This is a genomic window from Colwellia piezophila ATCC BAA-637 (assembly GCF_000378625.1).
Taxonomy (GTDB): Bacteria; Pseudomonadota; Gammaproteobacteria; order Enterobacterales; family Alteromonadaceae; genus Colwellia; species Colwellia piezophila.
Window position 1 is genome coordinate 155,914 of sequence record NZ_KB905167.1, and the last position, 26,419, is coordinate 182,332.

Annotated in this window: 25 protein-coding genes, 3 tRNA genes and 1 pseudogene; 10 read left to right on the forward strand and 19 right to left on the reverse strand. The window is 38.3% G+C overall.

The features are described 5' to 3' along the window. Positions 1-3 precede the first annotated feature (3 nt). The 16 genes and pseudogenes from F580_RS0114515 to mutY all read right to left on the reverse strand — a co-directional run bounded on the left by F580_RS0114515 (position 4) and on the right by mutY (position 14,437). A complete protein-coding gene (locus F580_RS0114515) occupies positions 4-912 on the reverse strand; it encodes a heme o synthase (protein ID WP_019028467.1) in 909 nt (302 codons plus the stop codon). 38 nt (positions 913-950) lie between these two features. After that, a complete protein-coding gene (locus F580_RS0114520) occupies positions 951-1,301 on the reverse strand; it encodes a cytochrome C oxidase subunit IV family protein (protein WP_245560631.1) in 351 nt (116 codons plus the stop codon). Between the two features lie 7 nt (positions 1,302-1,308). Further along, entirely contained in the window at positions 1,309-1,998 is a 690-nt protein-coding gene (locus F580_RS0114525) for a heme-copper oxidase subunit III family protein (RefSeq protein ID WP_019028469.1), read from the reverse strand. A 9-nt stretch (positions 1,999-2,007) separates the two neighbouring features. Continuing rightward, positions 2,008-2,691 carry a cytochrome c oxidase subunit 3 gene (locus tag F580_RS0114530; RefSeq protein WP_019028470.1) on the reverse strand — a complete coding sequence of 228 codons (684 nt, stop codon included), beginning with the start codon at positions 2,689-2,691 and terminating at the stop codon, positions 2,008-2,010. Then, complete coding sequence (locus tag F580_RS0114535) at positions 2,691-4,460, reverse strand: cytochrome c oxidase subunit I (RefSeq protein WP_019028471.1); 1,770 nt, start codon at positions 4,458-4,460, stop codon at positions 2,691-2,693. The genes F580_RS0114530 and F580_RS0114535 overlap by 1 nt, the downstream gene beginning before the upstream one ends. A gap of 40 nt (positions 4,461-4,500) precedes the next feature. Continuing rightward, on the reverse strand, positions 4,501-5,910 hold the full coding sequence (locus tag F580_RS0114540; RefSeq protein ID WP_019028472.1) for a c-type cytochrome: 1,410 nt from the start codon (positions 5,908-5,910) through the stop codon (positions 4,501-4,503). A 519-nt stretch (positions 5,911-6,429) separates the two neighbouring features. Next, on the reverse strand, positions 6,430-6,987 hold the full coding sequence (locus tag F580_RS0114545; protein WP_019028473.1) for a hypothetical protein: 558 nt from the start codon (positions 6,985-6,987) through the stop codon (positions 6,430-6,432). Between the two features lie 236 nt (positions 6,988-7,223). Next, a pseudogene (locus F580_RS26620) lies at positions 7,224-7,393 on the reverse strand (IS1595 family transposase); the annotation flags it as partial. Positions 7,394-7,487: 94 nt separating this feature from the next. Next, the gene (locus F580_RS0114550) at positions 7,488-7,766 is read right to left on the reverse strand and encodes a GGDEF domain-containing protein (RefSeq protein WP_083926992.1); all 279 of its coding nucleotides are present in this window, start codon (positions 7,764-7,766) and stop codon (positions 7,488-7,490) included. Positions 7,767-8,326: 560 nt separating this feature from the next. Continuing rightward, entirely contained in the window at positions 8,327-8,719 is a 393-nt protein-coding gene (locus tag F580_RS25570) for an FAD synthase family protein (protein ID WP_019028477.1), read from the reverse strand. Positions 8,720-9,011: 292 nt separating this feature from the next. Then, complete coding sequence (locus tag F580_RS0114570) at positions 9,012-9,665, reverse strand: CDP-alcohol phosphatidyltransferase family protein (RefSeq protein ID WP_019028478.1); 654 nt, start codon at positions 9,663-9,665, stop codon at positions 9,012-9,014. A 769-nt stretch (positions 9,666-10,434) separates the two neighbouring features. After that, positions 10,435-12,036, reverse strand: coding sequence for a diguanylate cyclase domain-containing protein (locus tag F580_RS24600; protein WP_019028479.1), 1,602 nt, complete (start codon positions 12,034-12,036; stop codon positions 10,435-10,437). 484 nt (positions 12,037-12,520) lie between these two features. Further along, positions 12,521-12,596, reverse strand: a tRNA-Thr gene (locus F580_RS0114580). 112 nt (positions 12,597-12,708) lie between these two features. Beyond that, positions 12,709-12,784: transfer RNA gene (locus tag F580_RS0114585), tRNA-Phe, on the reverse strand. Positions 12,785-12,998: 214 nt separating this feature from the next. Beyond that, positions 12,999-13,271 carry an oxidative damage protection protein gene (locus F580_RS0114590; RefSeq protein ID WP_019028480.1) on the reverse strand — a complete coding sequence of 91 codons (273 nt, stop codon included), beginning with the start codon at positions 13,269-13,271 and terminating at the stop codon, positions 12,999-13,001. 80 nt (positions 13,272-13,351) lie between these two features. Then, the gene (mutY, locus tag F580_RS0114595; protein WP_040357443.1) at positions 13,352-14,437 is read right to left on the reverse strand and encodes an A/G-specific adenine glycosylase; all 1,086 of its coding nucleotides are present in this window, start codon (positions 14,435-14,437) and stop codon (positions 13,352-13,354) included. A gap of 138 nt (positions 14,438-14,575) precedes the next feature. Between mutY and F580_RS0114600 the strand changes: the two genes are divergently transcribed. After that, the gene (locus F580_RS0114600) at positions 14,576-14,914 is read left to right on the forward strand and encodes a YggL family protein (protein WP_019028482.1); all 339 of its coding nucleotides are present in this window, start codon (positions 14,576-14,578) and stop codon (positions 14,912-14,914) included. Positions 14,915-15,182: 268 nt separating this feature from the next. Further along, entirely contained in the window at positions 15,183-15,917 is a 735-nt protein-coding gene (trmB, locus tag F580_RS0114605) for a tRNA (guanosine(46)-N7)-methyltransferase TrmB (protein ID WP_019028483.1), read from the forward strand. A 34-nt stretch (positions 15,918-15,951) separates the two neighbouring features. Here the strand turns inward: trmB and F580_RS0114610 are convergent, their stop codons facing one another. Next, positions 15,952-16,314 carry a hypothetical protein gene (locus tag F580_RS0114610; RefSeq protein WP_019028484.1) on the reverse strand — a complete coding sequence of 121 codons (363 nt, stop codon included), beginning with the start codon at positions 16,312-16,314 and terminating at the stop codon, positions 15,952-15,954. A 141-nt stretch (positions 16,315-16,455) separates the two neighbouring features. Between F580_RS0114610 and F580_RS0114615 the strand changes: the two genes are divergently transcribed. The 8 genes from F580_RS0114615 to F580_RS0114650 all read left to right on the forward strand — a co-directional run bounded on the left by F580_RS0114615 (position 16,456) and on the right by F580_RS0114650 (position 22,768). Beyond that, entirely contained in the window at positions 16,456-17,505 is a 1,050-nt protein-coding gene (locus F580_RS0114615) for a S1C family serine protease (protein ID WP_019028485.1), read from the forward strand. 674 nt (positions 17,506-18,179) lie between these two features. Then, positions 18,180-18,845, forward strand: coding sequence for a GntR family transcriptional regulator (locus F580_RS0114620; RefSeq protein WP_019028486.1), 666 nt, complete (start codon positions 18,180-18,182; stop codon positions 18,843-18,845). A gap of 225 nt (positions 18,846-19,070) precedes the next feature. Continuing rightward, a complete protein-coding gene (locus tag F580_RS0114625; protein WP_026301455.1) occupies positions 19,071-20,642 on the forward strand; it encodes a SulP family inorganic anion transporter in 1,572 nt (523 codons plus the stop codon). 133 nt (positions 20,643-20,775) lie between these two features. Further along, positions 20,776-21,102, forward strand: coding sequence for a DUF1289 domain-containing protein (locus tag F580_RS27135; RefSeq protein WP_019028488.1), 327 nt, complete (start codon positions 20,776-20,778; stop codon positions 21,100-21,102). Between the two features lie 126 nt (positions 21,103-21,228). After that, a complete protein-coding gene (locus F580_RS0114635) occupies positions 21,229-21,489 on the forward strand; it encodes a hypothetical protein (RefSeq protein WP_019028489.1) in 261 nt (86 codons plus the stop codon). A gap of 36 nt (positions 21,490-21,525) precedes the next feature. Then, positions 21,526-21,774 carry a hypothetical protein gene (locus F580_RS0114640; RefSeq protein WP_157443125.1) on the forward strand — a complete coding sequence of 83 codons (249 nt, stop codon included), beginning with the start codon at positions 21,526-21,528 and terminating at the stop codon, positions 21,772-21,774. 39 nt (positions 21,775-21,813) lie between these two features. Continuing rightward, positions 21,814-22,455 (forward strand): erythromycin esterase family protein, encoded by a 642-nt coding sequence (locus tag F580_RS0114645; RefSeq protein ID WP_019028491.1) that lies wholly within the window; start codon positions 21,814-21,816, stop codon positions 22,453-22,455. 237 nt (positions 22,456-22,692) lie between these two features. Beyond that, a tRNA-Phe gene (locus tag F580_RS0114650) sits at positions 22,693-22,768 on the forward strand. A gap of 247 nt (positions 22,769-23,015) precedes the next feature. Here the strand turns inward: F580_RS0114650 and mutS are convergent. Continuing rightward, positions 23,016-25,649, reverse strand: coding sequence for a DNA mismatch repair protein MutS (mutS, locus tag F580_RS0114655; protein ID WP_019028492.1), 2,634 nt, complete (start codon positions 25,647-25,649; stop codon positions 23,016-23,018). Positions 25,650-25,792: 143 nt separating this feature from the next. Then, complete coding sequence (locus F580_RS0114660; protein ID WP_019028493.1) at positions 25,793-26,413, reverse strand: LysE/ArgO family amino acid transporter; 621 nt, start codon at positions 26,411-26,413, stop codon at positions 25,793-25,795. Positions 26,414-26,419 lie beyond the last annotated feature (6 nt).

Genomic DNA, 26,419 nt, shown 5'->3' on the forward strand with positions numbered 1-26,419 from the left:
TCTTCACCACCAGTAAACAACAAGGCGATCGAGTAATAAAGCAATAAAAAGAGCAATTAAATAATAAATGGAAACATAAAACGTTTTCAATGCTAATTGATTATCTACGGCCACTTTTAATTGAATGGCATAATAACCAAACCATAGTCCAAGTAGTAAAACCAATGATAAATAAAGCTCACCAGAATAGTGAAAAAAGTACGGTAATAAACTAGCAATAATGGTTGCTAGGGTATAAATAACAATGCAAGTTTTGGTATGGTTAACCCCCTTAATTACAGGCAACATAGGTACATTAGCTCGTCGATAATCTTCAAGCCTGTCTATTGCTAAGGGCCAAAAATGAGCGGGCGTCCACAAAAAAATAATCAAGGTTAATAATAAGGGTTCTAGTGCAATACTATTGGTGATGCTTGTCCAACCTAACAAAGGTGGTATGGCGCCAGCAAAACCACCATAAACAATATTTTGTGGTGTTTTATGTTTTAAAAAACAAGTATATATCAAGGCATAACCAATAAAGCCAATTAAGGTAAGTAATGCAGTTAACAGGTTGATATAATTTAACAATAAAAACATTGAACTAGATACCAAACCAGCGGCAAAAAATAGCGCCTGCTTATTACCAATGCGTTGATTAACTAGGGGTCGCCATTGAGTTCTTTGCATTTTTGCATCAATGTTAACATCCACGACATGATTAATAACCGCAGCAGCACTAGCAGCAAAACCTATAGCGATAGTTGCGATTATTATCAACTGCATATCAAAGCTCTGTGCACTGGCTAGATACATGCCTACCATAGCGGTGATTAATATCATCAACACCACTTTCGGCTTACATAAGGCGAGGTAATCTCGCCAAGTAGCTATTTGAATTGAAATTACTGAAGTATTGGCACTGTTTTTCATCTGCTCTCCTTAACCACAAAGTAGTAATATCAATAATATCAAGGATTAAAAAACGACATAATACGGTTAATAAATACATAATCAGCCTCACTCGACATCAAAGCAATAAACACTAAAATAGCAAAGGGCGGTAAAAACAATAATAATTTAACGGCCATGCGCTCCCAAGCTAAGTGCATAAATACCATGATTATTAAGCCGGCCTTTAAAAACATAAAAGTTAATATCAGTGTCCATCTGAGCGGACCTTGAAATTGAAAGTAATCAACCATGTAAGAGCAAGCACTTAATACAAAAAGTAATAACCAAACTTTAAGATACATACTAATCGGATGTCGCTGCTCAACATGTGATGCAACACTCGGTATATCGGACTGTTGTTTCATCATATTCGCCTCACCATAAATAGAAAAATGCAAAAATGAATACCCAAACTAAATCAACAAAATGCCAATATAGCCCGGTAATTTCTACGATGTGATAACCTTTCTTGTCGTACTTTCCTTGATTAATTCGTTTGGCAATCACGGTAAGATAAATAACACCAGCACTGACATGTAAACCATGGAATCCGGTGATCATAAAAAATGCTGCGCCAAATTGATTAGCACCCATTGGGTTTTCCCAAGGACGTATGCCTTCTTCCACTATTAATTTTGTCCATTCAAATGCTTGCATGCCAATAAAGCTGGCGCCTAATAATGCTGTCGCTAACATTAAATAGACGGTTTTTTTCTTATTTCCTTGATAGGCATAATTCACCGCCATTGCCATAGTGCCGCTGCTAGTGATTAAAATGAAAGTCATAATGGCGATTAAGACTAAGGGGATATGGTGACCCGCAATAGTTAAGGCAAACACTTCACTAGGGTTCGGCCAAGCAACGGTTGCTGACATGCGTACATTCATATAGCTGATTAGAAAAATACTAAAGATAAAGGTATCGCTTAATAAAAATAGCCACATCATCAACTTGCCCCATGGCATGTCAAAAGACTGTTTATCTGCGCTCCAATCGTTCACTACGCTTTGCCAAGAGGAGGCCTTGTTTGTTTCATGGTCTTTTTGATGGTCATCATTTTGCATAAGTCCCCCTTAGAAGCCACAAATTAACGCAATAGTTTTAAAGGTATCAGCATCACTGGTTAATAAAAAAAATAGAAATAACCAAATGAAAAGTAGGTAGTGCCAATAACGCGTACATAAGATGAGACGGGATGTTAGCTGTGGGTAAGAGAGGCTAAAAGCAAACAGCCAAATACAGCGCATTAATACCAATACGCCGCCAATAATATGCAAGGCATGCACCCCAGTAAGTAAAAAATAGTAGCTGTTAGCAGGGTTAGTTGTGATATAGAAACCAGACTGATTCAATTGCTGCCAAACCTGAACTTGGCCATTGATAAACAGTAAAGTAAATAATGTGGTTGCGGTTAATGAAATAATAATGGCGTAGAGAATCCGCTGTTCAGCAAATTTTTTCGCGACCATAATACTGATACTGGCCAATACTAAATAAGCACTGTTTTGCCATAAAATGTCGGCATTGGTAAACGGCAACCATGGCTCTCCTGATAATGCCTGGAAATCAAAAGATTGCGTGCGTTGTAAAAAAGTGATGGTAAATAATAGAAATATCACAGTGATCACTGCTAAAAAAAATTGTAATGCGGTACTCGCGGCTTTTTCTTTATTAAATAGAGCAGAGGGGAGGCTAGCTTGTGGTTCTAACTCAGCTGGCAACCAAGGTTTGACTCGCAATGTTTTAAGAATGTGCATTACTTCTGCCTCGGGTTATTATTTTGCTTATCAGCTAGATATTCAACGTCTTTAGGGGCGACGTTTTGTGGAATAAAATCATCTTTAACGTTGGGCACACTATAATCGTATGCCCAGCGATAAACTTGAGGTAATTTCTCGCCCCAATTACCATGGCCAGGAGGAAATTGCGCTGTTTGCCATTCCAGTGATGTTGCTTTCCAGGGATTCCTGCCTGACTTCTTGCCTTTAAAGGTACTCCAAATGACATTGGCAATAAAAACCAATTGCACTAAACCCACAATGATGGCTGAAACCGTAATACCCGCATTAAGAGTTTGGGCAGACTGAGGAATAAAATCGGTATCTCCCATGGCATAATAACGTCGAGGCACACCTAAAAAACCTAAATAATGCATCGGCATATAGATAGCATAGGTGCCCAAAAAGGTGCCCCAAAAGTGAAAGTGCCCTAGTTTATTATTTAAAAATCGTCCGGTTAATAGTGGAAACCAATGATAAATGGCAGCAAACAATACCATTATGGGTGACACACCCATCACCATATGAAAATGAGCGACAACAAAAAAGGTGTCAGACAAAGGTAAGTCTATGATGACATTACCTAACATCAGGCCTGTTAAGCCACCATGAGTGAAAGTAAAAATAAAGCCAATGGCAAATAACATTGGCACAGTAAGATGAATATTTCCGCGCCATAAAGTTAACAGCCAGTTGTAAACTTTTAACGCCGTTGGAATAGCAATAATTAGTGTCGTTGTGGCAAAGAAAAAGCCAAAGTATGGGTTCATACCACTAACATACATATGGTGTGCCCAAACAACAAAACTCAAACCACCAATCGCGATAATGGCCCAAACCATCATGCGATAGCCAAAAATATTTTTTCGAGCATGTATGGATATAACATCCGAAACCATGCCAAAAGCAGGTAAGGCAACTATATATACTTCCGGGTGGCCAAAAAACCAAAATAGGTGCTGGAACAATATTGGACTACCACCGCTATGATCTAATGTTTCTCCTAACGATAAAATAGCCGGCATAAAAAAGCTGGTGCCGATCACTTTATCAAAAATCATCATAATGGCACTGACTAGCAGCGCAGGAAAAGCTAACAGTCCCAAAATTGTCGCGACAAAAATGCCCCAAAGAGTTAAAGGCATGCGCATTAACGTCATGCCCTTAGTTCTTGCCTGTAATATGGTGGTGACATAATTTAATCCGCCCATGGTAAAAGCGACAATAAAAATAGCCAAAGAGACCAGCATCAACAAAATACCCGCATCGGCACCTGGAGTACCACTTAAAATTGCTTGCGGTGGATACAAGGTCCAACCAGCACCAGTGGGGCCGCCACTAACAAAAAAACTCGCGAGTAATACCACAACAGACAATAAATAGGTCCAATAACTCAGCATATTTAAATAAGGGAAAACCATGTCTCTTGCCCCGACCATCAGCGGGATCAAATAATTACCAAAACCACCTAAGAGCAATGCGGTTAACAAATAAATCACCATGATCATGCCGTGCATAGTGACAAATTGCAGATAAGAAGAAGGATCAATAAATGAAAATTCATTCGGAAAGCCAAGTTGCAAACGCATAATGCCAGACAAGACTAATGCCACCAGACCTACTAATATTGCGGTGATCGAATATTGAATAGCGATAACTTTATGATCTTGACTCCAAACGTACTTGCTCATGAAAGTACTAGGGTGGCTTGATTCATCTACTTGATCAGCAATTGCTACATTTTCCATTTTAGTCACTTCATGCTCCTAAAGTATTTCACGGATAACTTCATCTAACATTAGTGAGTGAATTGATATAACTCACCACATCATTAACCGCTTGTTCGTCATGTAATGTTTTTGACATCAGTATCATTTGGTTACCATAGAGGTCAGCTGGATGTGCGCCCCGAATGCCCTGTTGAAAAGAATTAATTTGTCGTTTCAAATACCAAGGATGTTGTCCGGCTAATTTAGGTGCGTTCATGGCATAATTTCCTTGGGCATGCTCACCATGACAATAGGCACAGTTTGTATAAAGCGACTTACCCTTAATGGCATCGCCAGTGTTCATTGTGATTTTTTTAATAAAAGTTTTTTCAGTAGGGCTTTTTTTTGTAGGACTTTTATTGGTCGGAATTAGGGAGCTAAGGTAGGCGCTAACGTCTGTTATTGCTTTTTCATCGGCTAATAAAACCGACATGGCGGCCATTTGTTGACCAAATAAGTCGTTTCTATTTTGGCCTCTAATTTTTCGTTTGAAATAACTTAATTGCCTTTGCAGATACCAACGACTTAAACCCGCTAATTTAGGCGCATTCATCGCTTCATTACCTTGGCCAGCGATGCCATGACACGAAACACAGCCAGCATAATGTTGTTTACCTTGCTCTATATTTGCAGTGTCGCGAGTTAATGTCTGGCTAAAGGTAGGTAAACTGGTCAGCCAAGTTTGATAGTCACTAACAGAGTCGACTTTAATATAGCCACGCATGGTAAAATGGGCAATACCACAGAGCTCTTGGCACAACAGTTCGTAGCGTCCAAGTTTAGTTGGGGTGAACCAAACAAAAGTAACGGCTCCAGGCACTAAGTCCATTTTTACTCGAAATTGCGGTACTGCAAAATTATGTAAAACGTCTTTTGAGCGTAATACCACTTTGACGGGTTGATCAATAAGTAGATGTAATTCATTGCTTTTTACCAGTAAATCATCAGTGCCGTAAATATCATTAACATCAATACCAAACGGATTGTCTTCGCTAACTAACTTTATGGCTGTTTTTCCTAACTTGCCATCTTTGCCTGGAAGTCGATAACTCCAATGCCATTGTTGACCGACGACTTCAACAATTTTACTATTTTCAGGAACAGTAATAAATTCCCCCCAGACTATAAGTCCGGGAGCTAACATTGCCGCGACACCAATAGTCGTAACAACAGTCAGCCAACCTTCTAGTTTGCTATTTTCTGGCTGGTAGTCAGCACGTCTATTTTTATTATGGCGATATTTAAAAACAACAAATGCGAGAAATAGACTTACTGCAACAAATACAGTGCCTACAACCCAAAGAGAAATATTAATGGTGTCATCAATCGCTTGCCAGTTCGAAGCCAGAGGAGTGAACCACCAAGGACTGATAAAGTGAAAAAGTAATGTAGCGATAACTAATAAAATAATAGCAATTGCTATCGTCATAACGCATCCTTTATTATAAGTTGCAGTACTCGATAAAAATGACTTGAATGATAAAAAACTGAATTAAATGAATTAAAATAAACACGAAATAATAATTAAATTTAGTGCTCCTCTAGAGAATAAAAACAAAGTTAAGCTGACATTTTCTTATCTAAAAACAGTAAAAACTGTGTACTCACCCAGACAGCAATTAATTATTGACCTCTTTAATTATTAACATAGACTACTTTTGATAAAGTAGCGAAATGTGGCTTATGAAAAGGTTGTACAAGTGACCAATAGTAGTCCAAGGTTTTCTAGACGTTATTACAATGTATTCTCGAAACTTTAGGGAATAAAATAACCAGAGTAGCTATCTCATTTTCACGGTAGGTAATTAACTTATGCATGCTGAGTTAAGTCGGTACTATTTTTAGAAAAACAGAAAAACAGAAAAACAGAAAAACAGACGAGCAGAAAAACCTTATAGGGTCTTTGTATAAGGTTTTTATCTTTTAAACACCGTCGGTATCGTAGGCGTTAAGGCATTACTTTCATAAAATCCTTAAACTTAACTTGCGCTCGAATTACCCAATTAGGTGTAGATTCGCCAAAACCTGAAGCACCAACATTTGGATGTGTTTTCATTACTGTCGCTAATGCCAGTTCTTGATTAGGCTCAGTATCAACAAACAATATATGTTTACCGTTATGCAGCATTTCTTGAAACCGTTTAAAGTTTACATTGGGTTGTTGAATACCGATAAAGCCACCTTCCCATGTACAAAAACCTAAAATAATAATCGCTAGAAATATAAACGGTACCCAACCAGCGGCCGACTGATGCCAGTTTAACAGGTAGGTAAGCAACAGAGATGCACTGGCACCAACGATGCCAATTACAGCACCTAATTCAGTAGAATGCACCACATCTTGTTTTAATACCGCAGCAACTTCATGTAGATGATGATTTTCAACATCAGCATCATTTTCACTTAATACATGGATTTGTGGTTCTGTGAACCCTTGTTGCTCTAATTCATTTTCAACTTTTTCCAACTCATCAAGATCATCGGAAACAAAATAATGCCTCAACATAATAAACCCCACTTAATAAATTTGTATGATATTGCTCCTGTATCAGGGCGACCTATTGACTACCTGATGGTTTATTCTTATAAAACTGAGTATAGCAAAGTCTCAAAACAATACGGGCTCGAAAATTAAGTGATCACAAACGTAAAAAAGCAGAGAAATATTTCTATGATGATAATGTGGAAATACGCATAGTGCTTCGGGGCCTTAAGTATGGATCACTTTATGTTAGATGCTCACGGTTTTAATAACGAATATTGGCAATGAGGACATGGTTGAAACATTGCCTGTACTGTTAATACTTCTTCTGCTGATATTTCAGTCTGCTAGTCTCTGAGGCAATTGTTATCGTTGGCTAGGTGATAATAATATAAGCTGCTAAAAGCTGCTTAAATTGTTGTTCATTCATGAGTGTCACCTTGGAAGTTATTCACACATAAATTAAGTAAGCACTTTCACAACAATTTACTCAGGCATAGCCTTAATGTTCACTTCTTAATCCATCAGCTTTCAGTTATCAGCTCTCTAGGAGTTCTTTTGCTATTTTTATGCTGATATATGCGCTCATCAGCCATGGTTAAACACTCGGACTGACTTTTACTTTCGATGTACTTAGCTTTTTTTAGTTCAAATAACCATACGAATTCATCGCCTCCGGTACGAAAAACAGTACCGTCTTTGTTGATGCTATTTTGCATGAATGCAGCGCCAGCCATTAAAAAATCATCACCTTGTTTATGGCCTAGATTATCATTTATTGCTTTTATGCCGATAAAAGGCACTTTTTTTGTATATTTTTAAATCTAACGGGTAACCATATTCTTTTACCTCAATGTAAAGCCAAAATACATCTTGCTCATAAGGCTCAACAGTTAAGCCAAAAGCTTGAGAATGCATGAGTATGGGGGGGTTGGTCATTAAACTGGGAGAAGTCAGCAGTTTTACTACCTTATTAGTTATTATAAATAGCGCTATGGTAGCTGAGTCAATTTTTAATGCGATTTTAGCTCAACGTATTTTATTAATATCTGGGGCTATTTTTATATTGTTTGTGCATTGAAAGCCTTAGAACGATTTGTTTTTACCGCTAAATAAAAGCTTTGTATCGGTGAACAAATGTTTTACCACTATTGTGGCGCTTTTTTGATATGAAAAAGCAGCCACTAAGGACTGCTTTACTGCCAACCGTGACGGCTAGACTTAACATTCAATACTCAGGTTAATCACTGAGCAGAAGTGAGTAATACTAATTTGAAGAGGTTTTTTGCCCAGTCAACAGACTGTGTCTAAGCGGACGTAAAAATTAGTCTGCTTACTGCCAATAAACCTCTTAAAACCTTAATTACTTACTTTGAAGTTTCTTTATGATTGACGATGAATCAGTTAGTGGGCTTCTTGGTACATAACGCATAATACCCATCTTGTGAGGTAACTCATACATATGTTCCATATTATCCCCTGCCACATGAATATCAATATTATGTAGTAGGTAAAAATTTTCATCGTTATTTGGTGTAAGTGGGGCAACAATTACCTCATCAACACCCTTAATGTTACGAATTATTTCACATCGTTGTTCACAAGAAATAATTGGAGAACGCTTATAAGATTCAACGTCTTCGTCTGAATGAACGCCAACAATAAGGTAGTCGCCAAACTCTTTTGCTTTTTGTATAACAGATAAATGTCCTACGTGAAATAAATCAAATACGCCACTGGTGTATACTCTTTTCATCTTCATTACTCCTATACCTATCGAACATATAACAATTACTTTTCGTTATATGTTTTATTAAAATCTACCTCGCCACAAACTCACTCTTTGGTGAAATTGCAGCGGATAAAAAAACTGTTCGCTTTTTAAAATGTCCCTATCCGTAGCTAATCGCGCTTCTTAACTACGGCCTGTGGTAAATCAATCACCGTCAGGTATTTAGGATACTTTTTTATGGAATAACCATGGCTTTAAACATCATGGTCATCCAAGAGCTAGTTAATGGTAAATAGCTTGATAAAATTTAAATGCTTTAGAATAGCAACCAGCTATAGGTCAACGTGATAACTAGCGTGTAAACGGCAAGTACATAATACCAACTACCACTTAGTTTTGGTGTTTTTATCGGCGCGACATTAAGAGCAGCTAAACCAAGGATGGTAATATAAAGTACGACAGTAAACGCTTCAGTAGGGATAATACTTTCTAGCAGAAAAACAAAAACAAGAATAATAGCATTATTATCAGAGGCAAGACCTTGATAGCTAGATTTTGAATCTAAACCGTAAACATTAAAATAACTTAATCGTAAGACGCAAGCGGCTACGATAATAAAAGCACCGGGGAGAAACGCCGGATGATAATTGCCATAGCTCAATAAGATAACTGCTGGGCAAATACCAAAACTAACAACATCGATGAGTGAGTCTACTTGTCCGCCAATTTGACCTTGCATTGCCGTTCTATTTTTCATTTTTCTGGCAATTTTGCCATCATTCCAATCAAAGAACACCGCCCAAATTAATCCTATCATTGCGGCAGGGTAAATGCCGATCATGGCAAAGTACAGGGCTAATAAGGCTGAAAACAGCCCGAATAAAGAACAAATATTTGGTAAATCAAAGGCTAGTGATAATATCGAAGGGCGTGTGGTCGACTGATTATTATCTTTTTCTACTGTTGGCATGAATGACTCTCATTGTGAATTAAATGTATTTTTTCGGGGTATTTAATCTAAAGAGTGAGCAAGTTGCGGGTATTGTTATCGAGTTGAGTTATTTAAATGCTGTTAATTTACTAGGGGGAAATTCTAGAACATTAAGTAACTTTTTCTATAAAAATTTTCATCAAGAGATTATTTGGCATGAATATAGCATATTTAATCGATTCAATCTTGATTATCTCTGATTATCTTTCCAACGGGGGGATTTTAAACTTATCTTTTACTCTGCGGTATTGTCTAATTTAATGGTAACTTTCTGTTTCTATTGTTCTTATCAGTAAATGTAGTATCGGTAAAAATTCTGCTATAAAATGTCATACTGGGAAATATTGAATTCAACGCACAAAGTGATCATTAAGATAACAAAAAATAAAGCAGAATAACCAGGTAGATATTTACACTCGTAATTAATTCCCCCTTAAAAAATCATACCAATCAACTAACGCTTGCTAAAATAAGTGGGCTAGTAGGTTTATTGGTGCTAGTAAACACCGATATAATTTGGCCAAGTACTTAATTTGAAATGGATACAAAAAAATCTAACCGAGGTTAGGGATGCTTACTTTCTTTCGGAATGAATGGTGCCGACTGCCGGAACCGAACTGCAGTACGTTAATGAGTTACTGATTACAAGGTAGCGACTTGGTAAAGGTAAAACCACTAGTAATGTAGTTTAAGCCTATAGAAATAATGTTTAAATACTATAATCTCCCTATAAATCTTTATCCAAGTCTCAGGGGGAGGGAATTCTCGCCCCGATAGATAACTCCTCGACTTTATTTCTTCCGTTTTCTTTGGCTAAATAGAGAGCCTTATCAGCGGTCTCGATTAATAAACGTGAAGAGGTATTTATCTTGGGAATTACCGCACAAATGCCAATACTCACTGTGATAACTTGTGCGTTTTTTGAAAATTCATGAGGAATATTCATCTTTTCAATGGATGCTCGACAATTTTCTGCGATTTCAATTGGGCTTGTTGTCTGTGGTAATATGAGAGAAAACTCTTCGCCACCGTATCTCGCAACAAGGTCGCGAGGACGATGCAAATTGCTCTGCAGTTGTTTTGCCACCCTTTTTAGACAATCATCTCCCTGTGGATGGCCATAATTGTCGTTATACAACTTAAAAAAATCAATATCAATAATAATAAACGATATTGATGTTTGATTTCGTAATGCAAGTCGCCATTCATGTTCAAAAAATTCATCCATATATCGTCTATTGGCAATTCCGGTCAAACCGTCTGAGCGAGAAAGTAATTTAAGTTTTTTATTTGCTTCATTAATTTCTTGATTTTGTGCAAGAACGACTTTTTGAACGGCTGTCGCACGTTTAGATATGAAATTAATATAAAGGGCGATATACATTGTGAATACTAGAAATGATATAAATACTGCTAAGGGTAATACGTTCCTTCTGTTAGTGATAAAAGCCTTAGATGGAGAAGCCGCTATACTCCATTGCCGTCCCCATAACAAAGGCAGGCTTTTTTTATAGATTATTTCATTGTTTAATTCGACGCCTTGGTTGGGCGTTTTATACAGTGTTTTTTTATCCAGAGGTTGCGTTTCATCTAGCAATGTAATCTGTATGTTTTTTATGACTTTGTGCTTTATTGAATTGTGGTAAATGTCACCAATTTTAAAAACTCCAAGAACAAAACCTAGCAGGTTTTTTTTTCGTCTTTCTTCCGTAGACAAACCCCTGACTTTGTAAATGGGAATGAAGGCTAAAAAACCTTTTTGGTTACCTCTTTCTTGAACAAGAGTAATACTGCCCGTAGCGGTTGGTAATCCACTATTTCTAGCAGAAATAAGTGTTTGATAGCGAGTTGTATTTGATGCTAAATCAAATCCATAGGCTAGTTCATTTCCTATATAGGGTTCTACAAAATAAACGGGAAAATATTCCTCTTTAATTGGCGACCTCACCATGTTGCCTTGTTTTTTTCTTGCTATTATTTCAAACTTTGGAAGGTTAAGTAATGGTTTTGATTCGTAGGTCCCCCTTTGAGCGTGCATTACAAGGGGTATCCATTCTAATGCTTGTATACCATTATGACGGCTAAGGATACTCTTAGCTTCAAGGCTAAAGTGGTTCCAGTCGGGAGGGTTAGAATCACTAAACAGGATCGCTAATGATCTTAGCGCTTCGAAATTTACGACGATTTCTTTGTGTAAAGAAGCTACATTTTCGTCTATTTCTTTATGAAATTCTCTTGTTATTTTTCTTCCTTCAATATTATACAGAAGGTAACCACTTGATATAGATATAAATAGACCGAAAAATAATACGGTAACTAAAACCGTAGGGGTATGAAGCTTCTTAAGCATGAAAAATTTCTCACTTATAACTCGTTATATTTTACTGAGGCATTGAAATCAATCTAATTACTATAATAGTAGTTACTAGCGGGTATACCAAGAGTCATTGATTCAATCAGTGGGGGAGTTGGTATTATTTCAAATATATTGAATCTTTGGCAATAACGAAGCCTCAACATAAATGCTGAGGCTTCGTTATATTCTCATAGAGAATGAATGGTGCCGATTGCCGGAATGGAACTGCTGCACGTTAATGAGTTACTGATTCAATCAGTAGGGTAGTTATTGAATTTTTGGCAATACAAAAGCCTCAACATAAATGCTGAGGCTTCATTATATTCTCATAGAGAATAAATGGTGCCGACTGCCGGAATCGAACTGCTGCAGGTTAATGAGTTACTGATTCAATCAGTAGGGCTGTTATTGAATTTTTGGCAATAAAAAAGCCTCAACATAAATGCTGAGGCTTCGTTATATTCTCATAGAGAATGAATGGTGCCGACTGCCGGAATCGAACTGGCGACCTACTGATTACAAGTCAGTTGCTCTACCAACTGAGCTAAGTCGGCACACAAAGCTGTGTGCAGTATTTGAGTCTAAATTAATTGACCTAAACACTCTGGCACCGAAATAATGCTTAATATTAGTAATTAAATAATATCTGAGCACCACTTCTGTAAATGGTGCCCCGACCCGGATTTGAACCAGGGACACGAGGATTTTCAATCCTCTGCTCTACCAACTGAGCTATCGGGGCACAACATGTTTAACTTGGCTGCAATCGCTGCCTCGTTAAGACGGGGCGTATTAAACTGTTTTTCCTTTACCCCGTCAACTGTTTTTTACTAAGTTTTTTATAAAAAGTGTTTGTTTGCTGTTTTTTGCAGCAAATATGTTTTGGTAGCACTTTTTATGAACGCTAACGAGCTAGAAAATAAGCAACCTAGTATGTCGAAAATTATTAAACGCGATTATTTACTCGGTGGCACATAACCTTCAATTTCTGGTTCTTTACCTTCAAATAGGTAAGCAACCATGGCATTTTCTAAAAAAGCACGATCGTCAGCATTCATCATGTTCATTTTTTTCTCATTAATGATCATGGTTTGTTTCTTTTGCCAGATTTTCCAAGCTTCTTGAGAAATATTATCAAAAATGCGTTTACCTATTTCACCAGGGTAAAGTTGAAAACCTAAACCTTCGGCGTCTTTTTTTAGGCTTTGACAAAATACTGTGCGACTCATAATGGATTCTCTTCTCTTTATTAGGTAAGTATTAGGTAAATATTAAGTAAGTAATAGTTATTCTGGTGATTAATTATTAGTTAATTGCTAAGTAAATTTAATAGTTTTTGTGTAGAGGCAGCTAGGCCGACACTTAATTCTTGGTGTAAATCATACCACTTTTGCTGATTAGGTTCGTTTATTTCTGCTACATCAAGTTGCTGGCAGTCTACTACCACAGGGGTAATATCTAAATGAAAGTGACTAAAAGTATGCCTAAACTCTGTTAAGGTTTGTGATGAAAGTGCTTTAAGTGACAAACTTGCCATTAAGTCATCAATTTCAGTTAGCTCATCAACTTCATGAAAACACCATAAACCACCCCAAATTCCAACCGGTGGGCGCTTTTCCATTAAAACCTTATCACAGCGTTCATTTTGTATTCTAGGAATGACCATAATGGTGCTCTTCTCAGGGATCTTTTTCTTTGGTTTTTTCTGAGGAAAGTTCATTTGCTGATCGCCCGCTTTGGCCAAACAACTTTGCTCAACAGGGCACAGTTCACAATTAGGCTTGCTTCTTGTACACACTGTTGCGCCGAGATCCATCATTGCCTGATTGAAACTATCGGTTTCAATGGCAGGCGTTAACTGCTCACTTAGGTGCCACAATGCTTTATCGAACTTACTCAAGCCGTTGTAACCTTCAACTAAATAACTACGGGCGAGCACCCTTTTGACATTGCCATCTAAAATGGGGTGATGCTGCTTTAGGGATAAACTTAAGATAGCGCCGGCGGTAGACCGACCAATGCCAGGTAAGGCTATTACCTGCTCTATTTCTATTGGAAATTGGCCTTCATAGTCATCGACCATGATTTTGGCTGCTTTATGTAGATTACGTGCTCTAGCGTAGTAACCTAAGCCTGTCCAGTGATGTAAGACCACATCATCATCGGCATTAGCCAAGTCAGTTATTGTCGGGAAACTTGCCATAAAACGCTGGTAATACGGGATAACTGTCGTAACTTGTGTTTGTTGCAACATGATCTCAGAAATCCACACACGATATGGGGTTTTATCTTGCTGCCAAGGAAAGTGCTTTCTACCTTGCTGGTGATACCAGCTAACGACTTTCTGGCCAAATTTTTCAGCTGAATTGGCTGATATTGCTATAGGATTATTCATAGCGCGCAGTGTAACTAAATAACGTGTAGAGCTCAAATAGACAAATTCGCATCTTGATGGGCTAGGGTATATAATATCGCCTTTAAAATTCGCTCCGCTAAAGTTTAGCGCAGTGTTAGGCAAAAATAAGGCTTTATAATGAAATTTAACGCAAAAAATCGTAGTCGTCGTATCCGTAAAAAATTACGTGTTGATGAGTTTCAAGAGTTAGGCTTTGATGTTGCTTGGAAATTAAACGAGGGCATAAACGGTGAAGAGCTTGATGCTTTTATCGATAAGTTTTTCGCTGAAGCAATACAGCCAAACAGTTTAGGTTTTGGTGGTGAAGGGGATACTTTATGGCATGGTCTAATTTGTACACAAACATTAGGCTCTTGTACTGATGAGCACCGTAGTATTGTCGAAAAATGGTTAAATGATAATGGTGCTACCTCTGTAGCAATAAGCGATCTTTACGATGTGTGGTGGGCTGAATAATTTCTGAGTGTTTAAAAACACTTTATGCAGCGTTAAGTAAACTCGAAATATGAGTAACTATTCCTTCGTTTACTTGCCTTGCCTAAAATATTTTTAATTCACTCAGTGAGTAATTTAGCTAGCAATTGATGAACTTAGGCGCTGATATAGCCGGACGGCTTTGCCTAAAGTACATTGATTTTGCCTAATTGCGCGAAAACGTCTATACGTCAAAGACTAAAAGCCATTTTTTAGAATAACGAACTAACTCTTTTGATAAAGAAAACTTATGACTGAAAAAAACGAAAAAATACATAAAACCATAGAGCAAGCCGAGCAAGAAGGTAAGTACATTCGTAAAATACGTAGTTTTGTAAAACGCGAAGGCCGTTTAACAAAAAATCAAGAGCGTGCGATTAACGAACATTGGCAAACTATGGGCTTAAACCATAATGATGGCGTTATAGATAGCCAAGTCTTATTTGGTAATGCGAATCCTGTAGTTTTAGAAATTGGTTTTGGTATGGGTAAGTCATTAGTTGAAATGGCTCAAGCCTCACCAGAATTAAACTTTATTGGTATTGAAGTACATAAGCCCGGTGTTGGCGCATGTATTTCATCTGCCATTGAAGCTGGTGTTAGCAATTTAAAGGTCTATGAACATGATGCCATTGAGATTTTAGCTGATTGTATTCCTGATGGCATGTTAACAACAGTGCAATTGTTTTTTCCTGATCCATGGCACAAGAAAAAGCACCATAAACGTCGTATTGTGTCAGCTGAATTTGTCGAAACAATTAGACAGAAGTTGAAAGTTGATGGTGTATTTCATATGGCCACCGATTGGGAAAACTATGCACAATGTATGTTAGAAGATATGCAAAGTGCGCCAGGTTATAGCAATTTGTCTGCAGAAAATGATTATGTGCCTCGCCCTGACTCTCGCCCGTTAACGAAATTTGAAAACCGTGGCCAACGTTTAGGGCATGGTGTTTGGGATTTGCAATTTGCTAAAAAAGCGTAGCGTAACCGTTAAGCTTTTACTTTCACCATAGTTTTTAGTCTTCGCTGTGGCGAGGGGATGGTAAATACTGACGTTCAATGAAAAACAAATGTTGAGCGTTACGTAAATTTCCGCTGTCTATTAACCATTGTTGATCAATAATCTCTCTTGCTAAGGCCGCATGCAATATGCGGCTTTTATATTGCGTCCAAAAGAGTAATGTCGCTGCTTGGTGGCAATCATTATTAGGAAGCAGTTCACCGCGTGTTAAAGCCAACTCCTCTATAATATTTGCAATGACTTTTTCTTTGAGTTCAGTTTCAATTTGTTGCTTAAAACGGGTGAATTGTTTTGCTTTTACTAATTGCCATGACAACCAAAGTAATGACAATAACGCCAAAGTGGCGATAATTTCCATGTGTTTTTCCTCATAAAATAACCACTGCTATCATATCATCTATGCCAAGTTAATTACCTAGCCAAGTGCATAAAAAAGAATGATAAAAGGATTACAGTTAGTTACACTGTAGTTAATTTAATAACATACGGATTTTTATCAATGAATAGAGTTTTTCTAATTCTTAGTGTTTTCTTCTTAAGTGGCTGTGCAACTTCATCACAAGCATATCAAATAAAAGAAAATTCAATTCAAACCTTATATAAAAAGGTTAACCCTTCAGTAGTTGAATTACATGTAAAGTCATTAGCGGCTCCAAAAGCTGGGCAGGTTGCCTATAAAGAACAGACTATGGGCTCTTTGGGTTCAGGTGCATTAGTGAGTAGTGAAGGTCGTATTTTAACTGCAGCTCACGTTGTTGATAAAGCTACGGAAATTGAGGTTATATTTGCTGATGGTACTAAAACTACCGGTCATGTTGTTTGGGTTGAACCGCTAATTGATTTAGCCATGATTCAAGCAGGTAAAGTTCCTAGTACAGCAAAACCGCTAAAATTAGCGAAAGCTAACGACTACCAAATAGGTGAGCAAGTTATCGTTATTGGTGCTCCTTTTGGTGTTAGCCATAGTTTATCCGTTGGTTATTTAAGTGGTATTCGTGATGGAAATGCCATACCTGGTAGAAAGTTAGTGCCACGTTTATTGCAAACAGATGCCTCAATTAACCAAGGTAACTCAGGCGGACCAATGTTTAATCTAAATGGTGAAATTATTGGTATCGTTAGCCATATTTTATCACGCAGTGGCGGCAGTAATGGTTTAGGTTTTGTTATTTCAGTTGATACTATTCAACATATTATTGATAGCGACCCAGGTACCTTTTCTGGCTTTATCCCATTATTACTAAGTAAGGAACAGTCTTACGCTATTAATAATTCAGCTGGGCACGGCATGTTAATACAACATGTTATTCCAGGTACTTTAGCGGATAAACTCGGCTTTAAAGGTGGTCACTTGAGTGTGGTTATGGGTCGTAGTCCTATTTTATTGGGTGGTGATATACTACTTGAGGTTGGCGGTCGTGCTATAACTGATTTGGCTTCAGCGGTGCAACTTAAGAAACATATTGCTAGTTATGAAAAGGGCGATAAAGTTACTTTTAAATATCTGCGTAATGGCGAAATTAAAGAAATTTACTGGATTGTTGAGTAATGACTGCTAAGTAGCCTATTTAGCTACTGATGAGTACGGTGCTGAATAAGAACTGATACCAAGTTGATTAAGTTCTTTCCCACTCAGCGAGAGTTAAAGGGTTTAGAGGCAAGGCATTGATTGAAGAGAATGGTTATTCCCTTGTCAAAATCAATAACGCCGTATATAAACCCTTTAAACTCGCCCTATGGGAGCTTACTCAATGATCACTAACATCGTTAAATTTATTTGGTTTAGAATGACTAGACCTTAACAAATTTGCCTTGTTATTGAACATTGAACACAGCTCTGAGCTGGGAAGAAATTTAATCAAATTGGTACAGCACAAACGGCAGATATCCATCGGCCGTTTTTTTTGTGTTAACTAACCTCTACTCTGAATAAGGAAGTTACTCAAAAAGCTATTTTTGGCGATATCAGCGTTTGTATTTCTACCCATAACCCGTTATTGGCTAGGTAATACCGCCTTGTTATCACCAAAACTATCAATATTAAGACCAATAAATAATTTTATAATATAGGTGTTTGTGCTATGTGATTGATAATAAATAAGAACTTATGAAAATTAACATTCATTATCCAGAATTGAGGGTAAATAATTAAAAAAACATTTTTTAATGGTGTTCTATTACCGACTCTTTATAATAGTTGATAACATTGCTCGGAAAAAACTTATGAATATAGTATATAAAACAAGAACGCAGCTAGTGGTTGAAACACTTAGAGAGAAGATCCTTAGTGGTGAATTTAAGGCTGGCGAGTCACTTCGTCAAGCGGCGTTAGCGACAGACTTAAACGTAAGCCGAATTCCAATCAGAGAAGCCTTACTTCAACTTGAAGGTGAAGGCCTTGTAGTCTTTGAACCACATAAAGGCGCGACAGTCACAGAGTTGAATGCCAAGCATGTTGGCGAACTTTTCGACTTAAGAGCAATGCTTGAAGGTAATCTTTTAGCTGCATCGCTACCGCTTTTAAGCAGTGAAAAGCTAGCTGAAGCAAGTGATATTCTTGCACAATTAGATAAAGCCTTGGGTAAGGAAAATGCCGCTAATACTTGGAGTGAGCTTAATTCCCGCTATCATAATTGTTTGTATTCAGCGGCTAATCGTCCACAAACTCAAGATTTAGTTAATACCCTAAATAAGAATGCAGACAGATACATTCGTATGCATTTATTATGGGCAGGTGGGATTTCAAAAGCGGGCCCTGAGCATAATCAGCTACTGGCATTTTGTAAAATTGGTGATGTTGATAAAGCTGTTACCGTATTAACAGATCATATCCTCGGCTCTAGAGACGAGATCAAAGCCTTTTTAGAGCAACGTGAAGCAAACAGCTAAACCCTTTAAATTTGAGGTTGATCTGTTTACTGTGTTGTAAAAGTAAGCAGATATTGACTTTACCTCTTCATTTCTATAGTATTCCCGCGCCTTAAAATCACAGAAAACTTGCCTGTTTTTGTCTATGCTTAACTCAGTTAAGTATAAATAAACATGCTCGCCAATTAGCATTCGTAGTTGTTTAGTCTTTTATTAAATAACCGCGACAAACCCAATGAGATAAAAATGTTTGAATTACACGCCAGTAAAGTGTCCAACCTAAAAAATGATGTGCTATCAGGGCTAACCGTTGCCCTAGCATTAGTCCCTGAAGCGATAGCTTTTGCCTTTGTTGCCGGCGTTGGCCCCTTAGTAGGTTTATATGCCGCCTTTATGGTCGGCTTAATTACCGCTATTTTTGGTGGCCGTCCAGGCATGATCTCTGGTGCAACTGGCGCTATGGCTGTAGTAATGGTTGCTCTTGTGGCAACCGGTAATGCGATGGGGGAGGCCATGGATGTACCGGTTGATAATATGGGACTGCAATATCTATTTGCAACGGTTGTACTCACCGGGATACTGCAAATGTTGGCTGGTGTATTTAAGTTAGGTAAGTTTATTCGCCTAGTGCCACACCCGGTAATGCTAGGTTTTGTAAATGGTTTGGCTATTGTTATTTTCTTAGCGCAACTTGGGCAGTTTAAAGTAACCAATGCTGCCGGTGAGCTAGAGTGGATGCAAGGTACACCACTTTATACTATGGCTGGTTTGATCTTTGCAACAATGGCAATCATTCACTTTTTCCCTAAATTAACTAAAGCAGTGCCTTCAACCTTAGTGGCTATTGTTGGTATATCTTTCTTAGTTTATTTTATTGGTTTAGATACTAAACTAGTTGGCGATGTCGCTTCTATTGCAGGTGGTTTACCTACCTTTGGCATTCCTGATGTGCCATTTTCACTTGAAACATTGAAATTCATTTTCCCTTTTGCTTTAGTTCTAGCGGCGATTGGTTTAATTGAGTCATTATTAACATTGACCCTAATTGATGAATTAACCGGAACACGTGGCCGTAGCAATAAAGAATGTATTGCTCAAGGTGCGGCGAATACGGCGACAGGCTTCTTTGGCGGCATGGGTGGTTGTGCGATGATAGGTCAGTCGATGATTAACGTTAATTCGGGTGGTCGTGGTCGTGCATCGGGTATTACCGCTGCCTTAGCTTTATTAGGTTTTATCTTATTTGCATCGGGTTTAATTGAGCAAATTCCATTAGCAGCACTTGTTGGTGTTATGTTCATTGTTGTTATCGGAACTTTTGAATGGTCTAGTCTACGAATTTTAGGCAAGGTACCTAAAGCCGATGCCTTTGTAATCATTTTAGTTTCAGCGGTAACAGTGTATTCAGACCTAGCGGTAGCCGTTATTGTCGGTGTTATTGTCTCTGCGCTAGTATTTGCTTGGGAGCATGCTAAACATATCGCTGTTACTCGTAGTGTTGATGAAAATGGCTCAACGGTATATGAAGTAAATGGTCCAATATTTTTTGGTTCCATTGCTAACTTCCTCGAACAATTCACCCCTGAAGATGACAGTAGTGATGTTATTGTTGAGTTTAAAAATGCCCGTGTTGTTGATCACTCAGCAATCGCCGCGATTGATACCTTAGCGGAACGTTATTTATCGCGTAACAAGACCATGCATTTAAAACACTTAAACAAAGAGTGTAAGGAATTGCTAGAGAAGGCTGATAAATTAGTTGAGCTTAATGTAATTGAAGACCCTGATTATCATATTGCTAGTGATAAACTAGCCTAAGTAGGTTTACTGTAAATAGCGTTAATTTCGCTATTAATGCTTGCTGTTATAAAAAATGCGTTGATAAGTTATACTTAACTTACAGCGCATTTTTTATTTGTTTTTCTACTTTTTTTTTAGTAAGTGAGGTTAAGTGCAATTAGAGTTCTTTGACGTTCCTAGCCCCTGTGTCAGCATTTGTGAGTCTGATGAGAAAGGCCACTGCCGAGGCTGCATGCGCTCGCGTGATGAACGACAAGAATGGATTAACTTTACTAACGATGAGAAACAAAAAGTAATTAAACGCTGTCTACAACGCAAAAAACGTAAATTGAATCAGCTAAAGGCAAAACCAGCGGAACAAGTTGTTGAGCCTTTACTTGACGAAGACCGACAACCTTCATTACTTGACCCGCCGAGTAGACCTGCAGCTAAGTCCAGACAAAATACCGATTTAGACTTTAGCGAATTTGAGCTTTGATTTTTAGTTTTTTCTTCGTTTTTATTTTAGTTATATTGCAGTGTTTATTAGAATAACCTACCACAATTCCATGTGTTAATATTTCCTTGAACTCGAACTTAAGCGATACTTTTCAAGGATGAATCTATGCGGTTACCGCACCTTTTTATAATATTTCCCTTTCTATTGATAGCTTGCAGCCAAGAGCACGCTAGCGTGGCCATTACCTCTGATGAACGTCTCAAACAACAAATAATCGCGAGTAGTATCGCTATCGATGTCGACAACTCAGGAGACATCGTTACTCAATATTTAGTGGCCTTTGCAAAAAAACTTGATAAAGTACGGATTCTCGGGTTAGGGGAGCAAACCCATGGTGCGGGTAGTGTTTTCACCTTAAATACATAGTTAATAAAATATTTACATCAACACCATGGTTTTGATTTGTTTATTTTAGAAAGCGGCATGTACGATGTGGCTGAAATAGTTAAAAAAGCTCAACAGGGTCAATCGATAAAAACATTGGCGCCAGGCAATATCTTTTATATGTATGCTAACAGTGAAGAGGTTACGCCTTTATTTGATTACGTTAACGAGCAACTCAATACTGACAACCCTTTAACTATGGTTGGTTTTGATAGTCAGCATACCGGTGGCATAGCATTAACTAGGCTAGTTACCGATTTAACTTAAGCCCAGGGTGAAATTGACAATGACTGGATAAATAGCCAAGTGTGGCGGATTTTTTCACAGCAGATTCAGCAAGTTTTGGACGGCTCGAAGGTCCGTTTTCCACTAGATCAAGAAACACTGTTTTTTAACCAACTTGATCAAATAGCAGATAACTTCGAATTAAGCGGTAATGGCTTTTGGTTGCGTATATCCAAAGGGTTATTGGCACAAGCGAAAAGGCAGTGGCAATTGGGTGATAACCGTAGTCAGCAAATGGGTGAAAATATTAAATGGTGGGCTGAGCAATACCCAGATAAGAAGATTGTTGTTTGGGCGCATACATGGCATTTAACTAAAGAAGGCAACAATCAAGTTAATGCTGGCAAAGTGGTTAGTGAAACCTTTGGTGATGCTTATTACATGGTGCACTTTAGCGCAGAGCAAGGGCAGTATTTAAGTTATATCGATTTAAAAAATAAACAGGTCGCTAAGTTAAAACAAAACTCAGTCGAGGGGTTTTTTAAGCAGACGACATCCTCAGCCATCAATTACATTGAAAATAGCGGCTTATCACTGCAAGGCAGTACTATGGAAGCTTTTGCTAATGACTATCAAAAGACACTACCAGCAAGTGAGTGGGACACTTATTGGGATGGCATGTTTATTCTAAAAGAAATAACGCCAGCTACTTATCAGCGCTAAAGTGTATAAGTTAAGTATTACCTGCGTTTACATGCCAGCGTCAAGTTAGATAATAGTGGTGAGAACTGCGAAATTTAAGTTTAGCTTTAGGGTAATAATTGCCCACTTAATACACGGTAAAGTATCAATGAAGTACTAAATTAAACTTTAAGTTAATTATTGTTATAAAACGGTTGCCACTGATAATTTTTAACTATACTATACGCGCTCTTCAGAGAGTTCAACTCCCTTGAGAATGCCCCGATAGCTCAGTTGGTAGAGCAGAGGATTGAAAATCCTCGTGTCCCTGGTTCAAATCCGGGTCGGGGCACCATATAAAGATAAAGCCTCAGCATTACTAATTATAAATAGTACTGCTGAGGCTTTTTTCGTTTATAAAGTTTGATTTATTAGTGAGTTTATAAGAACCGTTATTAGAAAAGTTATTAGGCTATTTATTAGGTATTGATTAGCTGGTTGTTTTGCTTAGTAACAAGTTATGGGATGCATGAAATTGTCTATCACTGCCCGTTGAGTACTCTATGCTCAACGGGAAATACAGTAGAGTATAAAGCTAGCTTTTAAAGCTGTTCCTTCAAAGCGAATAGTAAGTCTAACGCTTGTCTCGGGCTTAAGTCATTAACATCGGTATCGATAAGCATAGTTAATGCAGGATGTTCATCAGGAGTTAAATTCAGCTGTTCAAAAGCATTACTTTGTACTGGACTGGCAGTCAATACCGAGGGTATTTGTTGCTGCTCTAATTCACTTAACCTTTGCTTAGCGCGTTTTATTACCATTTTGGGCACACCCGCTAATTGAGCCACTTGTAAGCCAAAGCTTTTACTGGCGGCGCCTTCTTGCACTGTATGCATGAAAATGATGGTATCGTCATGTTCCATGGCATCTAAGTGAACATTGGCAAGGGTTTCAATTTGCTCTGCTAGCATCGTTAGCTCAAAATAATGCGTGGCAAAGAGGGTAAAGGCCTTGGTTTTTAATGCTAACATTTCTGCACAAGCCCAAGCGAGTGATAAACCGTCATAGGTACTTGTACCACGGCCAATCTCATCAAGTAGCACTAAACTTCTGTCGGTAGCGTTGTGTAAGATATTAGCGGTTTCCGTCATTTCGACCATAAAAGTTGAACGACCACTGGCTAAATCATCTGAGGCGCCTATTCGAGTAAATATTCTATCAACTAAGCCTATAGTCGCGCTGCTAGCCGGTACGTAGCAACCTATATGAGCAAGCAATACGATTAAGGCGGTTTGACGCATATAGGTTGATTTACCGCCCATGTTCGGGCCGGTTATTATCAACATTTTACGCTGTTCAGTTAACAGGACTGAGTTTGCGATAAAAGCATCACTGGTCATTTGCTCAACCACAACATGTCGACCAGCGTCAATGATAATGCCAGGCTCTGTTACCAGTGTTGGCTTAACATAATCCAACGCTAAGGCGCGCTCTGCGAAGGTGGTCAAGACATCAAGTTCTGCGATGGCTTGGCTTAATTGCTGCAATTGCGCTAAATCAGGCATGACCTGATCGAACAACTCCTGATAAAGCGATTTTTCTAAGGCCAAGAATTTACTTCTTGCACTTAGCACCTTATGTTCATGTTCTTTTAATTCTTCGGTAATAAAGCGCTCATTATTTTTTAATGTCTGACGGCGGATATAATCATCAGGGACATTAGCGGCGGCGGTGCGGCTCATCTCAATAAAAAAGCCATGCACCTTGTTATAGCCAACTTTTAGGGAGTGAATGCCAGTGCGCTCTTTTTCTCGTTGTTCCAGTTGTTTTAAAAACTCGGTAGCACCATCACTTAAATCACGTAATACATCGAGTTCGCTATTATAGCCTGGCGCAATAACACCGCCGTCGCGAATAAGTACCGGGGGGTTTTCGATTATGGCATGTTCAAGTAATGCTTGTAACTGCGGCATGGGTTGGCTTTGTTGAGCTATAGTACTTAAGTAATTAGCGGGCGATTCAGTTAACTCATTGTTAAGTTCATTCGGTAACTCATTCTGCAACTCTGGTAGTTGTTGTAATGCATGGCGTAAGCGAGCAAAATCTCGCGGTCGTGCAGATCTTAAAGCTATTCTAGAAACAATACGTTCAATGTCGCCTAAGCCTTTTAATATTGGTTGAATTGGTGTGATCAGGTCTCGCGCTATAATATCACTTACCGCATTTTGGCGATTATGAAGCACGGTTAGGTCGCGTAATGGGAAGTGCAACCAACGTTTAAGTAGACGCGAGCCCATTGGCGTCGATGATTTATCTAAAATTGACGCTAGGGTATTCTCAAGTCCACCTTGCAAATTTTGCGTTAACTCTAAATTACGTCGGGTGGCAGCATCAAGTACCACGCCAGTATTGGCTGATTCACAAATAATGGCGCGAATATGGGGCAGAGCAGTGCGTTGAGTATCTTTAACATATTGGAATAAACACCCTGCAGCCGCTAAACCTAAGGGTTTGTCATCAACACCAAAGCCGGTTAATTCTTTAGTATCAAACTGTTTATTTAATAAACTAATGGCGGTTTCTAGATCAAATTCCCATTCAGGACGACGGCGTAAACCTTTTCTTTGCTCGATTAAACTAAAATCTTGTAGTGATTCACTATAAAGTAATTCCGCCGGTGATAACCTTTGTAGTTCAGCTTGCAGTTGTTCACTGGTTTGTGGTTCAGTTAAAACAAAGCGGCCACTGGCCATATCTAAATAAGCCAGTCCAAAAGCTGGGGCTGAGCTGGTTTTTAGCTTTGCTTGTGGAGATTGATTATCAACGATGGCAACAATGAGGTTATCTTGCCTATCCAGTAGCAATGCTTCATCACTGAGTGTACCTGGCGTGATAACCCGCACTACTTTACGTTCAACCGGACCCTTGCTGGTCGCGGGATCGCCTATTTGTTCACAAATAGCGACTGACTCACCTAAAGCAACCAGTTTGGCTAAATAATTTTCCACTGCATGATAAGGCACACCAGCCATTGGAATGGCGTTACCACCAGTTTTACCACGGGCAGTAAGCGATATATCTAATAAGTCAGAGGCTTTTTTGGCATCATCAAAAAATAATTCGTAGAAATCGCCCATGCGATAAAAGATCAAAATATTTGGGAACTCAGCCTTAATGGTTAAGTACTGGCGCATCATGGGTGTATGTGATGAAAGATCTTTTATGGCAGTGGTCATGAAATGCTAAAACTCTTATGTTATTACTAGCTTGTTGTTAGCTTAGTACTAGGGATGAAAATACCGGCAGGCATTCTCGCTAGATTATGCCATAAGCAGGATTAGCATTTCTCATTTTTTGATAAGCATAGGGGCAATATTTATTACCTTGCCATCCAGGTATTAAAGAGTGACCAAGCAACTAACCACATAACTAAAGCAATAATGATATCTATAGTCATTTTTACCCTTGGTCTACTTAATTGCTTAGATAGCTTAGCCGCGCCTAACGCTAAACAACCAAACCAAGCCATTGAGCCTAAAATAGAGCCAATAAGAAAGTATATCTTTGCCTCACCGGCATATTGCCCACCCACGCTACCAATGACCATAACCGTATCGATATAAGCATGTGGGTTTAAAAAAGTGACCGCGAGCGTGGTTAAGAAAACAATTTTAGCCGATTTTTTTTTCAATACGCTATCAGCGCTATTGTTATTTTTGGCAAAAGCCGATTTCATTGACAATAAGCCATAGACACTAAGAAATAAAATGCCGCCCCAGGTTAATAGATTAAATAAAGTGGGGCTTTGTGACAGTAAAATACTACCACCTAGGACACCAAGGCTAATTAATAAAACATCATAAAGTACAAAAAGTGCCGCCGTCATTTTATGATGGTTTCGACTAATTCCTTGGTTAATTAACATAGAATTTTGTGTGCCTATGGGCATGATCATGCTTAATGTCAGGGTAAAGCCTTTGGCTAAAATTAATAAGCTCATAATGGT